Origin of the sequence: Streptococcus oralis (assembly GCF_001578935.1) — a bacterium.
GTDB classification, from domain to species: Bacteria; Bacillota; Bacilli; order Lactobacillales; family Streptococcaceae; genus Streptococcus; species Streptococcus oralis_R.
In genome coordinates this window covers 76,097-92,921 of record NZ_KQ969521.1, presented here as the reverse complement: position 1 = coordinate 92,921, position 16,825 = coordinate 76,097, and the positions used below count along the sequence as shown (strand labels likewise).

The following is a 16,825-nucleotide window of genomic DNA, read 5'->3' as shown; positions in this document are numbered from 1 at the left end:
AGCCGAATGATTAAAACTATTCTCTTATTTTTCTCTCTTTTTCCCAATTGCAAACAAGCCAAGGAAGAAAGCTGTTAATCCTAGTGAGGTAAGGAGGCCACTCTCCTTGTTCCCCGTATCAGGAAGTGTCTGCTGAGCAAGAGGAGCTTTGTAAGTATAATCTTCTGCGGCAAGAGTTACAAGCGAATCAGTTCCCTTATATTCTGCAATTTCATGTACAGCTCCATCGGCTGCATTCACGCCACCTGTGTACTCAGGGAGTTCATGTACTGCGGCCTCAACAGCATTAACCCCGCCTGTAAATTCTGGTTTTTCAACTGTTGGGGCTGGTTCCTCACCTGCTGTACCTAATGATCCTGTATACTCTGGAATTTCATGTACTGCGGCCTCTTCACCATTCACACCGCCTGTAAATTCTGGAACCTCATGAACCGCGGCTTCACTTCCGTTCATTCCATTCGAAAGCTTGGTGCCCGCCACAGATACTGGTAAATTGTGCATACTTTCAATAGCACCTTCTGCCAGACCTGTAACTTTTTGACCCATATCCTCTGGATCTATTGTGAATAGGAGAGTTTTTGTATCGTACTGGGTCATAAAAGTTGCTGTCTTGCCATTTGCCAATTGAAGGGTTGGTGCCTTGTTGACCAATACTTCCGAATCAAACTCCATAGCAAGAATGCCTGGCCATTTTTCAATCGCATATTTCACTTTTGCTTCTTTAGGAGAAATTCTTTCCTTAGTCAAGAAATCCCAGTTAAATTTCTTAAAGGAAAGTGTGTACGGAACTCCTCCAGGAGCATGATGTTCATATAAAAGTCCAAATTCATCTGGCCCGATTTGTTGAAGTGAGTTATAAGCATACTCACCTTCTTGAATCAAGTGGTGGTGCAGCCAAGTTAACTGGCCATCTTCTTCTACACGAGCCACTCGAATATACCCATTTTTACGACCAGGACCATTTGCATTTGCCAAGAGAATATACTCTTTGCCATTTTGAATCGTATGAGTCGCAGCCATTTGAACATAAACATCTGGCACGTCGTAACGTTCAACGTTATTGTCCCAAGTTAGACCACCATCATGACTGGTTGCAACCTGTAGATCTTCTGTCAACCCACGCATAAAGAGTTTGAGGTCCCCATTGTTTAACTGAACAACTGAAGCTTCCGTATTTTGAGCATAATAATTGTTCATGGTGCTTGAATCGACTACTGTACCATCATAAAGTGTGCGATTGTCGTTGACACCACCACCCATATGCCAAGTCTTACCATGGTCGTCTGAGTAGATGATTCGAGATGATTGAGAACCATTGAGGTGGTTAGCCCGGTTTGTTGTATAGACAGGAACGACGATTCGACCTTTATGTGGTCCGGTACGAAGGGTAATCCCCACTCCAGGACCTACTCCTAGGAATTTCATCCAATCGGCTTTGACCATCGGAGTAATATCTTGAGGTGCTGACCAGGTCTTCCCGTCGTCATCGCTGTAAGACATCCATAGGTAGCTATCCTTCGCAATTCTAAATGGAGAAGTTTTGTTTGTTGTGAAGTAGATATTGCCTAGTAGCTGGTCACCTTTGTATAGATCACCCTTGTCGCTATAGGCTGGTTTAACAGGATCTACAACAACACGGTAGTCTGTTGCTTTACCATCTGGAGTGTAAACTGTACCATTTTCTCGAATAGTATAAGCTCCCTGTTCACCTTCTCGATAGAGGAGTTGATAGGTTTTGCCATTGATTTCTTTGTAGGCTTCTTCTTTTTGCGAAGACATTCCAAAGATTCCTTTTCCTTCTGGGAACATGTCATAAATGGCAAAGATTCGTTTGGTTTCAGGATCTTGAGTCAGGGTCATATCGATATTCACTGGTGAACCGATTGATGGATCAGAAGCCTTTGGATTGTCACGTAGGTTGGTAATAGTTACTCGATCTCCCCAAGTTTTACCATTATCTTCACTGCGTCTAATGACCATGCCGATATCACCCCAGTCACTCGAATGGAGACGGCGTTCATCTGCACCTGCAATCAGCGTTCCTTTATCTGTCTTGAGAAGAGCTGGGATACGATAACTCTTGATACCATCTTTATTTGGTTGATTGTTCCTACCACCTTCAAAGACGTCTTCCTTCTCAGTGACTTTTGCTCCCTCAGGAAGTTTCTGTTCCAATTCACCTCTTTCAAATAATTGACTCCGTGTTTGAACTTCATCTGGGCTTAAAGCACGATCATAAACGGTTAAGTTTCGAACTTGTAGATTAGATCCCCAAACGGTGTTACTAGCACGCTTGGTTGCTCCGATTTGAACATGTGTTACATCTGGCATATCTTTGATGAAGTTACCTGATTTCAGACTTGTTCGAGATAAAACACCGTTCACATAGAGGCGCACTCGGCCGTTTGGTAATTCTGCTGTCGGTTTTTCAACTGTGAAAGTCACTGAATTCCATTGTCCAGGGCGTACTTGTAAAGGAGCATCCGTATATTTATCATAGAACTGATCCCCGTTAGCGCCACGCCCTTCAATAAGAGCTGTATTATCAAGGACAGACATAGTAAAGTACTCATTTTCCTTGGTGTCACTGGATACAGAGAAGAGATTATAAAAGCGTGGAGCTGATGCATCTGGTTTGAACTCCATGTGAACTGTAGCATTTTTTAGTTGCTTTAGTTTATCTAGTTCACTTGATAAATCAACTCTCTGACCATTTGTTGCATTGGTTTCAACATCTTCTTTTTCAAGGACAGGAGTGGCATTTTTTAAATCTCTTGAGTAATAGTCACGAGGAATAACTCCCTGATCCTCTGATTCTTCTTCCTTATTTGCTTCTTCTGCAGGGGTTTCCGTAGAGGATGGGGTTTCTGACTCTGCACTTTCGTTTTTTTTCAAATGATCTTGGTCCACCTCAACGCCGTTGTCTTGAGCTGCTGCCAATTTACCAGCCAAATCCTTATCCAAATGAGCAAGATCTCCCGAGGACGCTTCTTTTGGCAATTCTGATAAACCTTGACCAGGTTCGACAGTTTCTGTATTGGCTCCTGCTGCATTGGCCTGCTCTTGAGCTAAGACTGGATTTGCTCCAAATACTACTGTACCAATCACTACAGATGCCGCCCCAACTGCAAATTTTCGAATTCCGTATCGCTGTTTCCGATTTAAAGATTTGTAATTCATATTTGTCCTTTCGTTTTTCATAAAATAAAGCGCTTTCTTTTTTCTTTAAAAATTTTTATTGTCTCTCAAGAGACAAGTTTTAAAAGAAAGTATCCAACTTAATGAGAGCTCCCAATCCTCTCCCATTTTCTGCTGAGGCATTCTTTAATCACCCAGCAGCCTTTTTCCTCCTTTCACAAGTGACTTTTCCTTTATTATACAATAAAGTCTTATATTTATATCTATGTTATCATAGAATAGATTTTACTTTTAAGAATATTTTAACATTTTGAATTTTCTAAAAGTACTTTTAGGCTTTGGACATAAAAAAGAGAGCTACTAAACTCTCTCATTCATCACTTCATATATTTAAACGGAATCTCACTACCACAGAGCCAGTTGTAGACTTGGTCATTGACAAAGACATTCATGGCTTCATGAGCATACTCTGGCATGATGCGATAGGTCTTGTCGCAGGTTAGACGGTTGTAAATCGCAAACTGGGTAATAGGGTAGCAAACATCGTCGTCCAAGCCCGTAATCATCTTGACCTCACCCTTGATACGATGGGCAAGATTTTTCACATCGATATAGGCAAGAGTCGCCATGATTTCCTCCTCTGTTTCATGGAAGGGATCGTGGAACTTGAAATAACGGAAGAGTTCGTCATAAGCTTCACTAGTATTGCCAATCTCAAGCACCCGTCTAAAGTCTGACAAGAAGGGATAGATGGCAACTGTTTTCTGAATCCGAGGATTGAGAGCTGCTGCAACCAGGGCTAAAGCACCTCCTTGTGAGGCACCATAACTTGAAAGTCTTTTCTCATCTACCTGAGGCAGACTGGCAATAATTTCGATCAACTGGTAAATGTCCAGATAGACATCCTTATAAAAGAGCTGGTCTCGACCTTCCACAGCACCACGGATGATATGCCCCTTCACCGTATTTCCTAGTGGAGAACACATGCCGTCTTGCGAATAGCCCGACTGGCCACGAACGTCCATAGAAACAACACCGTAACCAGCCACAGTATAGGTCAGCATATCGGCCCAGTCCCAGCCACGTCCCATATAGCCGTGAAAATGGAAAATTAGGGGAACTTTATCCTCACTCTTTGGAAGGACGACCCGTGCATAGACCTTGCCTTCATTAGTTCCCTCAAAGGTTAGCTCATAGCACTTGACTTGTGGAATATGGAAATCTCTTTCCTCCAACTGGTAGGCTGGAAGAGATGAAACTTTTTTGACTTCCTCATCCCAGAAAGCATCAAAGTCTTCTGGAACCTCATCCCGTCCTAGATAGGCCTTGATTTCTTCTAACAAAGCTGGATTTTTCATAGCATGCTCCTTTAGTTTTGTAATCGCTATCATAACTCTAGCATATCTAGGAAAGCAATGCAAGAAAGAACGGTAAACAGAAAGTGATTTTAGATTCTCTTTCCTCAAACCTATCGTCTGAAAGTAGTTTTAAAAATAAAAAGAGCGTTTCCGCTCTCTGTGTATCAATAGGTGCTAGCTCCTTTCTCTAGTTTGACGGTTTGGAATTTCTTTTGGTAGGTTACTTTAATAGTCATGTGAGAGTCCTCGCTTCTTTTTGATGACTTTAGTATAAGACTCAAACCTAAAAGCTAGCTTAAGTTTTCCTTAGAGAAAGCTTATACTCAATGAAAATTAAAGAGCAAACTAGGAAACTAGCCGCAGGCTGTACTTGAGTACGGCAAGGCGACGTTGACGTGGTTTGAATTTGATTTTCGAAGAGTATTAATCCAGATGTTCTCTCTTTTCTATATGGAGAGCAATCATGTGCCATTCTGGATCCTCTCGCCAACCTTCTATCGAACTAATGTAGCTGGCAACCTTTCTGGCTTCTTCTAAAATCGGAAAATCTTCGATAATATCAGCCACTTGGAACTCTGGAAGTCCTGACTGTCTGGTTCCAAAAATCTCACCAGAACCACGCATTTTCAAATCTTCCTCCGCAAGGACAAATCCATTGGTGGTTTCTGTCATGATGCGCATACGGTCTTTCCCTGACTCAGTCTTGGGATTAGCCACAAGAACAGCATAAGACTGCTTGTCTCCCCGACCCACACGACCTCTGAGCTGGTGAAGCTGACTGAGACCGAAGCGATCGGCATCCATGATAATCATGACGGTCGCATTGGGAACATTGACCCCAACCTCGATAACCGTTGTAGATACTAAAATATCCGTTTTTCTCTCTTTGAATTCCTGCATAATCTGGTCTTTTTCGTCACTCTTCATCTTACCATGTAGAAGAGCCACTTCTGCCTTGCCGGCAAAATGAGCTGTCAACTCTTCTGATAAGGCAATGGCATTTTTCAAATCCAGAGCTTCAGATTCTTCAATCAAGGGAGAGATGACGTAGGCTTGGGAACCTTTTTGGATTTCCCCCTCTAACCAAGTCAAGACCTGAGGCAGTTGCTCATGTTTGATCCAGCGCGTCACAATAGGCTTCCGACCTGCTGGCATCTGGTCGATAGTAGAAACATCCATATCTCCAAAGGCTGTGATAGCCAAGGTTCGTGGAATGGGCGTCGCCGTCATCATGAGAACGTCAGGATTATCTCCTTTTTCTCGCAGAATACGCCTTTGCCCCACACCAAAACGGTGCTGCTCATCAATGATAATCAAACCAAGGCGAGCATAATCCACCCCATCTTGTATCAGAGCGTGGGTTCCGATAATCAAATCAGCCTCACCCTTGGCAATGGTCTCTAAAACTTCTCTTTTTTCTGCAGCTTTCAAGGAACCTGTCAAGAGAGCAAGGCGCAGGTCTGGAAAGAGACTCTTCAAACTCTCAAAATGCTGCTCTGCTAGGATTTCTGTTGGTACCATGAGGGCCGCCTGGTAGCCAGCCGTCACCGCCGCAAACATGGCCAAACCAGCGACTACTGTCTTTCCGCTCCCCACATCTCCTTGCAAGAGACGATTCATATGGTGGTCGGACTTCATATCGGCCAAAATTTCCCGCAAACTCTTTTCTTGAGCTTGAGTCAGGGCAAAAGGCAGATTTTCTTTAACGGCTGTCACTTTTTCCTGGGACCAATTCAGAACCAGACCGCTTCCCTGAACTCTGTTTTCAGACTTGATCGTCTGCAATTGCATTTGGAAATAAAAGAGTTCCTCAAATTTGATACGGCGAAGTGCCTGCTTGTATTCTGCCAAATCCTTAGGAAAATGCATAGCGCGGACAGCCTGGCAACGGGACATGAGCTTGTATTTGTCCAGCAAAGACTGGGGAAGATTTTCTTCAATCAAGAGGTCTAACCCCTGATCAAAGGCTGTCTTGATGACCTTGACCAGACTGGCCTGACTGATTCCCTGAGCTAGACGATAGACAGGTTGGAGGTCATCTTCCACCTGAGCCAAAACCTTCATCCCTGTCAGACTGGCCTTGGCGCGGTCCCACTTACCAAAGACAGCCAGGGTTGCACCCAACTCTATCTTATCAGCCAGGTAGGGTTGGTTAAAAAAATTCACCGCAAAAACAACTTCTCCCTGCTTGAGACTAAAACGCAGGCGATTGCGCTTGAAACCATAATACTGGACACTAGCAGGAGTCACGACTTGACCAGACAGAACCGCCTTTTCCCCATCTTCCAGATCTAGCACCTGCTTGGTCTTAAAGTCTTCATAACGGAAAGGAAAGTAGAGCAAGAGAGCTTGCAAGTTTTCAATTCCTAGTTTAGCGTATTTCTCTGCTGACTTTGGCCCCACACCGGGCAAGACATGCAAGGGTTGATGTAGATTCATGCTCCACTCCTTTCTTTTTTAATAATATTCTCTCGGAATGCGGTCGCTGAGGAGGCAAACCACCTCATAGTTAATGGTTCCACGGTAGGTCGCTACCTGAGTAGCTGTGATTTCCTTGTCCCCATTGATGCCAATCAAGGTGACTTTCGTTCCTAGCGGGTAAACCTTAGGCAGACGAATAGTGATTTGATCCATAGATACTCGTCCGACGATTGGGCAAGCTTGACCATCTACCAAGACAGAGAAATTCTGCATATCACGTGTCCAACCATCCGCATAGCCGATTGGCACCGTCGCAATGACTTGTTCACTATCGGCTTGATAAGTCGCTCCATAGCCCATGCAAGCTCCAGCTGGAACTGTCTTGACATGGACCAAGGCAGACTCCAAGGTCAAGGCTGGTGTCAAATCATAAGGCAAGTCCAAGACCTCTCCACTTGGATTGAGACCATACATAGCGTCTCCCATACGGACTGCATTGAAAATAGTCTCTGCATGCCAGAGGGTCGTTGCCGAGTTGCTGGCATGAACCAGCTCTGGGACTTCCTTCATACTTGCCAAAATAGCTTTAAATCGTTCTAACTGGGTATTAAAATAGGCATCTGATTCTTCATCTGCAGTCGCAAAGTGGGTAAAAATCCCCTCAACGCGAGCACCGTGTTGTTGAAGCAAGGCTTGAGCCAGATCAGCTTCACTAGCCTCTCTAAAACCAATCCGTCCCATTCCTGAGTCAATCTTGAGGTGGACAGTCAAGCCAGATAAATCTGTCTCCCTAGCTAAAAGCGCTTGAATCCACTCCAGCCCAGCCACTGTCAAGGTGATGTCGTATTCTTTAGCTAGGGAAACAGCTTCTAGCTCAGAAACTCCTAAAATGAGGATTCTCTTGCTGAGCCCAGCCTGACGAAGTTCGATGGCTTCATCAATATTGGAAACACAAAAGCCGTCGACATCATCTTGGATAGCTGTGGCAACAGCTACTGCCCCATGTCCATAGGCATTGGCCTTAACCACCGCCCACTTGAGCGTTCCTTTAGGGATATGAGCCCCCATTTGCTGAATATTTTGTCGAATAGCTCCCAGATGAATCAGAGCCTTGGTTGGTCTATGTGGACTAGCTTTCATGATTTTCCTCCAAAATGACACTGGCTGTCACAAACTGATCTGTGTGACTGATCGACAGCCAAATTTTCCCTGAAAATGGTGCATGACTAAAATAGGGAGCCCCTCGTTCATTATTCAAGACTTCCAAATCCTGAAAGGTCAGTTTTCCAATACCAGTTCCCATAGCCTTGGAAAATGCTTCCTTAGCCGACCAGCGACCAGCCAAGTATTCAATCTGTCTGCGCCCTTTGAGATTGGTAAAACGCTCCATTTCTTTAGGGGTCAGCACGCGCTTGGCAAAGCCCTCACGTCGTGTAACTGCATTTTCTATCGAAGCCAATTCTTCGATGTCAATTCCGTGTCCAACTATCATATTCACAAAAGGAGCTGAGATTCCCCCAACTCCATCCTTTTCACTTATTTTGTTAAGGTAGCATAGATTTCTTCTACCAAAGCCTCTGTATTTTCCCAACCTAGACAAGGGTCAGTTATGGAGCAACCAAAGACCTCTGGTTGATTTTGGCGACCATCTGCTAGGTAAGATTCAATCATAAAGCCTCGAACCGTCTTTTTAATCTTTTCATTCCAGTCACGATTGAGCAAGGATTGGCGAACAATGCGAATTTGTTCCATATACTGTTTACCTGAATTGTCATGATTGGTATCGATGAGGATAAAGGGATTATCGAGCCCTAGATTCTCATAGCGTTCAATGGCATTGAGCAAGGTTTCATAGTAGAAATTAGGTTCATTTTTACCATATTCGTTCATGGCGCCACGAAGGATAACGTGTGCCAAGGGATTTCCTGAAGTTTCCACTTCTTGGCCGTGGTAAAGGAAGGTTTGCTTGTTTTGGGCCGCATAGATGGCATTAAACATGACCCCGAGATTTCCAGATGTTGGATTTTTCATCCCAACTGGAGCATCAATCCCAGACGCTACAAAGCGGTGTTCCTGGTCTTCCACTGAGCGAGCCCCAACAGCATGGTAGCTGACCAGGTCATCAACCAAAACGAGATTTGACGGATAAAGCATCTCGTCAGCTGTTGTCAAGCCCGTCTCCGTAATCACACGGTAGTGAAGCTGACGAACAGCCTGCAAGCCATTGATGAGACTAGGCGCTTCACTGGTATTTGGCTGATGAATCATGCCCTTATAACCATCTCCATTGGTACGAGGTTTAGCCGTATAGACACGCATCACGATAAAGATTTTATCCGCAACTTTTTTCTGCATGTCTGCTAAGCGATGAGCATATTCGAGCACTGCTTCTTCATTGTCCGAGGAGCACGGTCCCATCACCAAAAGGATTCGGTCGTCCTCACCTGAGATGATGGCTGCCAGCTCTCTATCACGGGCTTCTTTCTTTCGCAAGGCTTCAGGTGACAACTGGGTCTCAGCCTTGATTGCTTCAATATCAATTTCTTGACCTTTTTCGATAAATGCCATCTTACTCTCCTAGCGTTTGGTAAATTTCGCGAACAAGTGCTTCTGTGTTGTCCCATCCGAGACACGGATCTGTAATGGATTTACCAAAAATTTCGGGTTCATTTTGACGTCCATCTTCTAGATAGGACTCAATCATAAAACCACGAACATATTTTTTGATTTTCTCATTCCAGTCACGGTTAATCAAAGTCTGACGAACGATACGGATTTGATCCATGTATTGCTTGCCTGAATTGTCATGATTGGTATCGATGATGATAAAGGGATTTTCTAAGCCCATCTTTTCATACTGGGCAATGGTATCCATCAAATTGTCATAGTAGTAGTTAGGAATATTTTTCCCGTATTCATTCAAGGCACCGCGAAGAATGGCGTGGGACAATGGATTCCCTGTTGTTTCCACCTCTTTACCGAGGAAGAGGAAACTCTGTTTATTTTGCGCTGCGTAAATCCCGTTAAACATGACATTGAGATTTCCAGATGTTGGATTTTTAAATCCTGTTGAAAAGTCTGCTCCACTCGCTACAAAACGGTGCTGTTGATCCTCTACAGAACGGGCTCCAACAGCCATATAAGAAATCAAATCATCCACCAGCGGAAGATTTTCAGGATAAAGCATCTCATCAGCTGTTGTCATTCCCGTCTCGGTAATCACACGGTAGTGGAGCTGACGAACAGCCTTGATTCCATTAATCAAACTAGGAGCTTCTGTCGCATTTGGCTGATGAATCAAGCCCTTATAGCCATCCCCATTGGTACGAGGTTTAGCTGTATAGACACGCATGACCATAAAAATACGGTCTTTGACCTCTTCTTGCAAAGCAGATAGACGCTTGGCATACTCGAGAACCGCCTCTTCATTATCAGATGAACATGGTCCAATCACCAAGAGAATACGCTGGTCTTCCCCACGAATGATGGCTTCCAATTCCTGATCACGTTGATTTTTTCTCGCAAGAGCCGCTCCCTCTAATTTAGACAAAGCGCGAACTTCTTCAATGTTAATTTTGGGGCTTTTAGCTGTAAATACCATGATTCATCTCCTTATAAAGCAAACGGACACCAAGCAAAAAAATGATTTTTACCAGGTATCCGCCTGTATCTTATCTCATATTATTGTCTCTTACCATGACAGTTCTTGAATTTCTTACCTGATCCACACGGGCATTGGTCGTTTCGTCCGATTTGGCTCAAGTCCAAATCTTCAGGAAGGCTTGCCTGCTGCGCTGCGATATTACGAGTCGCAGTTGTACTGATATTGTGTTCAGTTTGCGGACGTTCTTGTTCATGGATTTGTGCTTTCATCATCAAGCGGGTCACATCGAATTCAATCGATCCAATCATGTCGTTAAACATGCGGAAACCTTCTGCTTGATACTCTACAACAGGGTTGTTTTGGGCATACCCACGAAGACCAACAGCATTTCGCAACTGGTCAAGAGCATCGATATGGTCTGTCCACTTGTTGTCTACAACACGTAGAATCAAGACTTTTTGGAATTCTTTCACTGCATCTTCGTCACGAAGCTTAGCAACTTGGCTGTCATAGACTTTCAAGGCACGTTGGAAAAGTTCATCTTTGATAGCTTTGTCTGACAGACCTGCAAGATCTGAACGGCTAATTGAATCTTCTGGAAGTAAGTTATACTTAGCAAAGTTCAAGATTGCTTCTAATTTTTCGTCTTCCTTAGAACGTGCATGTGCATCCACGATACGTCCAATGGTACGACGGATCATAGCATGGATTTCTGGTGCCAAGTCACGATCTGCAGTAATGACATCATAACGTTGTGCATAGATGATCTCACGTTGTTCACGCATAACGTCGTCATATTGAAGGACTTGTTTACGAGTGTCGTAGTTGTTTCCTTCGACACGTTTTTGAGCTGCTTCAACTTGACGCGTTAACATGCGAGATTCGATGGCTTCGTCAGACATGTTGAGACGTTCAAAGACACCTTTCAAACGTTCTGAACCGAAACGTTTCATCAAATCATCTTCAAGAGACAAGTAGAATTGTGACTCACCTGGGTCTCCTTGACGTCCTGAACGTCCACGAAGCTGGTTATCAATACGGCGACTTTCGTGACGCTCTGTACCTATAACACAAAGTCCACCAAGTTCACGAACCCCTTCACCAAGCTTGATGTCGGTACCCCGACCGGCCATGTTGGTCGCGATAGTAACTGCACCACGCTGACCAGCGTTCATGATGATTTGCGCTTCTCTGTAGTGGTTCTTCGCATTCAAGACTTCGTGAGGAACACCTGCTGCTACCAATTTCTTAGAAAGAAAATCACTCGTTTCAACGGCAACTGTACCTACCAAGACCGGCTGACCTTTTTGGTAACGAGCTTTTACATCTTCAACTACAGCCTTAAATTTCGCATCAAGACTTGCATAGAGAAGGTCTGAGTGGTCGATACGTTGAATTGGACGGTTAGTTGGGATTGGGATAACACGAATGTTGTAAATTTCGCGGAATTCTTCTTCTTCTGTTTTACCAGTACCTGTCATACCTGCCAATTTCTTATACATACGGAAGAGGTTTTGGTAGGTAATAGAAGCTGAAGTCTTTGTCTCGTCTTGGATTGGCACACCTTCTTTTGCTTCAATCGCTTGGTGTAAACCATCAGAGTAACGACGACCTTCCATGGTACGACCTGTAAATTGGTCGACAATCAAGATTTCCTGCTCTTCACTAACCACATAGTCGATATCGAGAATCATGATATAGTTGGCACGGAGGGCATTGTCGATAAAGTGAGTAAGAGCTACATTTTCAATGTCGTAGAGATTTTCTAGTTTGAAGTAGCTTTCCGCCTTGTCAATACCAGAATCTGACAAACCGATCGTCTTAGACTGAACGTCAATGATATAGTCGTCCTTGTCCAAAGATTTCACGAAGTGGTCCGCCATATGGTAGAGTTGGCTTGTTTCAACTGCGTTGGCACCTGAAACGATCAAAGGAGTACGGGCTTCGTCGATCAAAATCGAGTCAACCTCATCGACCAAGGCATAATTGAGTGGACGTTGCACCATGTTTTCTGCACGAACGACCATGTTATCACGAAGGTAGTCGAAACCAATCTCTGAGTTGGTTGAGTAGGTAATATCGCAAAGGTAAGCCTCTTTTTTCTCCATTGGAGATTTAGCTGCCAAGTTGATCCCTACTGACAAACCAAGCCATGAGTACAATTCACCCATTTCAGTCGCGTCACGTTCTGTTAGGTATTCGTTGACTGTAACTACGTGAACCCCTTTACCTGCAAGGGCATTGAGGTACACTGGCATGGTCGCTGTCAAGGTCTTCCCTTCACCGGTACGCATCTCTGGAACGTCACCATGGTGAAGAACAATCCCACCCATGACCTGAACCTTATAAGGGAAAAGCCCAAGGACACGTTTTGCAGCTTCTCGAACTACCGCAAAAGCCTCATATAGCAATGAATCAAGGGATTCACCCTTGTTGTATCGTTCTTTAAATTCGTCAGTTTTCGCTTTTAGTTCTTCGTCTGACATTGCAGCCATTTGGCTCTCATAGTTAAGAACCTTATCAGCCATCTTTTCCAGACGACGAAGTTCTCCTTTATCATTTTCAATAATCGTTTTTAAAATATTAGCCATGATTTTCCTTACTTTTTATTCTGAATATTTTAGAATGTTCTTTTAATTTTAGCATATTTACCATTATTTTTCAAGAAAGAATCCTTGCATTATAAGGGAAAAAAGGACTAGAAACTAGTCTAGTCCTTCATTTTTTAATGTTTAATTTCCCAAGAATATAGGCAATATCCCAAAATACCAAAAGAGATTGATCCAGAAGGCCAAGCAAAAGATAATTCCAAAGATGAGAAGACTGAATTTTTTAATCAGCACGGAGTATAGGATGGATAAAACTCCAAAAACCACAAAGAGTTTTTTCATAACGAAATAATATACTGAAACTCCTCCTATTTGCCAATCCCAAGGAAGAAAAAACATGAGGAACCAGAGAAGGCAAATCGTAAGGATATATCTCTTGTAGTGCGTTTCAAGAAAGGCTTTTGTTTTCTCCATAGCAAACCTCCATTTGAGTCACTGTCTCTTCCCTTTTATTATACCAAAAAAACCTAGAAAAAGCTTTCCAGGTTCGGTTTGAAATCACTAGTCATACTAGAGAAATTCCTTTATTCATAGGCCGATTCACTTTATTGACTTGATGAAGATGTTCCAAAATCAACCTTAGGAACTGTCTTGGCTTCTTCTGTTTCTTTAAAGGTTTCAGCTTCTTTAAAGTTCATCATATTCGCAAAAAGCACAGTTGGAAAACTTCTCAACTTTTGATTGTACTCGGCTGCGACTTTATTATAATCCTTGCGTGCTACAAAGATTCGATTTTCACTTCCTGAAAGTTCGACCATTAGTTGCTCAACATTTTGATTGCTCTTGAGTTCTGGATAATTCTCCGTCAAGGAAATCAAGCGGGAAAGAGCGGAGCTCAATTCGCCCTGAGCCTTTTGGCTTTCTTCCGATGTCACTGAGCTACTACCGATTTTAGCTCTAGCATCCGCAATCTTGGTAAAGACTTCGGTTTCATGATTCATTTGTCCTTTAACGGACTCCACCAAGTTACCAATCAAGTCCGAACGACGTTGGAGGGCTGTCGAGACATCGGCCTGAGCTTGCTCCACTTTAGTCTGTTCACCAACCAGACCATTATAGGTCGCCACTGCGGAACAACTTCCCAGAATTAGTAGTCCAAAAAAAATCGCCACTATTGAGAGAATTACTTTATTTTGTTTCATATCAAAACCTTAACACTTTCTTTTATCAACTTTTCTGAGAAAATACTCAGATTTTAAATCAATTTCCCAAACTTTGTTTTTATTTTTAATTAAGGAGTGAACTGTTGCAAAGGAGTCACCTTACTGCATAGAGAAATAGGTTTGAGCTATATACGATTACTCACCAGTCATCAGACGAACCGCCACCATCAAAGCCACCGCCGTCCCAGCCACCAGATGAGTCGGAGCCTGAGTCAGACCAAGAGGAACCTGAGTCTGATGAGTCACCGCCCCACCAGCCACCGCCAGAATCATCTCCACGTGAACCGCCACCACGACCACCAAATAGAAATCCGATAATCATCACGATGAAGTAAATGAGAACTCCAAATCCGATAACTCCGTCGCTCGAACTGCTTTTTCGGTTCCGTTTTGAAGATCGACTCTCAGATGTATACTTTTCAATTTCTCTTAGACGACTAGAATTAGTAGCATAGTCGTAACTACTTCTAGAACTTGAAGAAGTCGTACTCGATCCACTATAAAACATGTAGTTGAGATTGTTTGCTATAGAAAGAACTCCATTGCTGTAGTCTCCCTTTTGAAAGTAAGGTCGTGCTGTTTTCAAAAATCTATTGGTCTGATAGTCTGTGATCTTACTTGCCACATTATTGCTTGTTTCAATCCGTGATTTTCTATCCTCAACAGCGACCACAATCAAGGCGCCGTTGTTGTCTCCCGAGTAGCCAATCTTCCAAGCTCTAGCTGTTTCGTTGGATACAGTTTCGATTGTTTCTCCATCCAGGCTTTTCACAACGTAAACGCCCACTTGGAATTTTTCTGCTTTTTGACTATTTACCTTATTCAAGCCTTGGATCAGTCTGATTGTATCATCAGTCAGATAGTGATTGGGATCATAGATTCCGTACTCTGGTTTTTCAGGTGCTGTGAATGCTGACAAGAAGAGAAAGACCATCAGCAACCCAAGCAAGCGAACCAACAAACTATGTTTAAATAATCTGCTTTTTTTCATAATAACCTCCTTGATAAAGGAAAATTGATTTAAGGAATTATAGCATTTTGATTTTTACAAAGAAAGTGCATTTTCATTACAAATAGATTACAAAAGCTAGGAAAATGATTGAAATTTGATGACAGATTCTCCTCCAATTTGATAGGTTATTTTCTCCCTTTTTAGATAGAAAAAAAGAAGACTATGAAGTCTTCTTTCAATTTATTTTTATAGGAAAACAAGCAAGACTTACTTGCGTTTTCTCGCGATCAAGTGAATCGGTGTTCCTTCAAAGACAAAGGCCTTGCGGATTTGATTTTCCAAAAAACGCAAGTAAGAGAAGTGCATGAGTTCTTCTTCATTGACAAAGATGACAAAGGTTGGTGGTTTGGTTGCCACTTGGGTTGCGTAGAAAATCTTGAGGCGTTTCCCTTTGTCTGTCGGTGTTGGATTGATGGCAATGGCATCCATAATCACATCGTTCAAGACCGCTGAAGGAATACGGGTGTTTTGACTTTCACTGATTTGCTTGATCATCTCAGGTAGTTTGTGGAGACGTTGCTTGGTAAGAGCGGATACAAAGACAATCGGTGCATAAGGCAGATATTGGAACTGCTCACGGATATCCTCTTCCCATTTCTTCATGGTGTGGTTGTCTTTCTCAAGGGTATCCCACTTGTTGACCACGATAATCATCCCTTTACCGGCTTCGTGGGCAAAACCTGCGATACGCTTGTCGTATTCACGGATGCCTTCTTCGGCATTGAGGACCATCAAGACCACGTCAGAACGGTCAATGGCACGCATGGCACGCATGACCGAGTATTTCTCCGTATTTTCATAGACTTTACCAGACTTACGCATACCAGCTGTGTCAATCATGGTAAACTCTTGGCCATCCGCATCTGTAAAGTGGGTATCAATGGCATCACGCGTTGTTCCAGCTACTGGGCTGGCAATCACGCGGTCTTCTCCCAAAATAGCATTGATCAAACTTGATTTTCCAACGTTTGGACGGCCAATCAAGCTAAATTTAATGACATCTGGATTTTCATCTTCGACTTCATGTGGGAGATTTTCGACGATGGCATCCAGCACATCCCCTGTCCCGATACCGTGGACAGACGAAATCGGCAGTGGCTCACCCAAGCCCAGAGCATAGAAATCATAGATGTCATTTCGCATCTCAGGATTATCAACCTTGTTAACCGCAAGGATAACAGGTTTATGGGTTTTATAGAGTTTGCGAGCTACGTACTCGTCCGCATCTGTGATTCCTTCTTTCCCAGACACCACAAAGACGATGACATCCGCTTCTTCCATGGCAATTTCTGCTTGGTGCTTGATTTGCTCCATGAAGGGAGCATCGACGTCGTCAATCCCTCCAGTATCAATCATACTAAAGGAACGATTGAGCCACTCACCCGTTGCATAGATACGGTCACGTGTCACACCCTCGACATCTTCTACGATTGAGATCCGCTCACCAGCGATCCGATTAAATAGGGTTGATTTCCCAACATTGGGACGTCCCACAATGGCAATAGTTGGTAAGGCCATGT

Annotated in this window: 12 protein-coding genes; all 12 read right to left on the bottom strand. The window is 43.4% G+C overall.

The features are described 5' to 3' along the window. Positions 1–24: 24 nt before the first annotated feature. The 12 genes from SORDD15_RS00500 to der all read right to left on the bottom strand — a co-directional run bounded on the left by SORDD15_RS00500 (position 25) and on the right by der (position 16,823). Positions 25–3,180 carry an SIALI-17 repeat-containing surface protein gene (locus tag SORDD15_RS00500; RefSeq protein WP_061413436.1) on the bottom strand — a complete coding sequence of 1,052 codons (3,156 nt, stop codon included), beginning with the start codon at positions 3,178–3,180 and terminating at the stop codon, positions 25–27. Positions 3,181–3,515: 335 nt separating this feature from the next. Then, positions 3,516–4,496 carry an acetylxylan esterase gene (locus tag SORDD15_RS00495; protein ID WP_061413434.1) on the bottom strand — a complete coding sequence of 327 codons (981 nt, stop codon included), beginning with the start codon at positions 4,494–4,496 and terminating at the stop codon, positions 3,516–3,518. A 423-nt stretch (positions 4,497–4,919) separates the two neighbouring features. Then, entirely contained in the window at positions 4,920–6,935 is a 2,016-nt protein-coding gene (recG, locus tag SORDD15_RS00490) for an ATP-dependent DNA helicase RecG (protein WP_061413432.1), read from the bottom strand. An 18-nt stretch (positions 6,936–6,953) separates the two neighbouring features. After that, positions 6,954–8,057, bottom strand: a complete 1,104-nt coding sequence (alr, locus tag SORDD15_RS00485) for an alanine racemase (RefSeq protein ID WP_061413430.1) — start codon at positions 8,055–8,057, stop codon at positions 6,954–6,956. After that, entirely contained in the window at positions 8,047–8,409 is a 363-nt protein-coding gene (gene acpS, locus SORDD15_RS00480; protein ID WP_061413429.1) for a holo-ACP synthase, read from the bottom strand. Before acpS ends, alr begins: the two co-directional genes overlap by 11 nt. Before the next feature lie 44 nt (positions 8,410–8,453). After that, positions 8,454–9,485, bottom strand: a complete 1,032-nt coding sequence (locus tag SORDD15_RS00475) for a 3-deoxy-7-phosphoheptulonate synthase (RefSeq protein ID WP_061413427.1) — start codon at positions 9,483–9,485, stop codon at positions 8,454–8,456. A gap of 1 nt (position 9,486) precedes the next feature. Then, the gene (locus tag SORDD15_RS00470; protein ID WP_061413425.1) at positions 9,487–10,518 is read right to left on the bottom strand and encodes a 3-deoxy-7-phosphoheptulonate synthase; all 1,032 of its coding nucleotides are present in this window, start codon (positions 10,516–10,518) and stop codon (positions 9,487–9,489) included. 80 nt (positions 10,519–10,598) lie between these two features. Next, positions 10,599–13,112, bottom strand: a complete 2,514-nt coding sequence (gene secA, locus SORDD15_RS00465) for a preprotein translocase subunit SecA (RefSeq protein WP_061413423.1) — start codon at positions 13,110–13,112, stop codon at positions 10,599–10,601. Between the two features lie 141 nt (positions 13,113–13,253). Next, complete coding sequence (locus SORDD15_RS10380; RefSeq protein ID WP_061413421.1) at positions 13,254–13,544, bottom strand: hypothetical protein; 291 nt, start codon at positions 13,542–13,544, stop codon at positions 13,254–13,256. 131 nt (positions 13,545–13,675) lie between these two features. After that, complete coding sequence (locus SORDD15_RS00455; protein ID WP_061413419.1) at positions 13,676–14,272, bottom strand: LemA family protein; 597 nt, start codon at positions 14,270–14,272, stop codon at positions 13,676–13,678. Between the two features lie 160 nt (positions 14,273–14,432). Then, a complete protein-coding gene (locus SORDD15_RS00450) occupies positions 14,433–15,284 on the bottom strand; it encodes a TPM domain-containing protein (RefSeq protein ID WP_061413417.1) in 852 nt (283 codons plus the stop codon). A 228-nt stretch (positions 15,285–15,512) separates the two neighbouring features. Continuing rightward, positions 15,513–16,823 carry a ribosome biogenesis GTPase Der gene (gene der / locus SORDD15_RS00445; RefSeq protein WP_061413416.1) on the bottom strand — a complete coding sequence of 437 codons (1,311 nt, stop codon included), beginning with the start codon at positions 16,821–16,823 and terminating at the stop codon, positions 15,513–15,515. Positions 16,824–16,825: the final 2 nt, after the last annotated feature.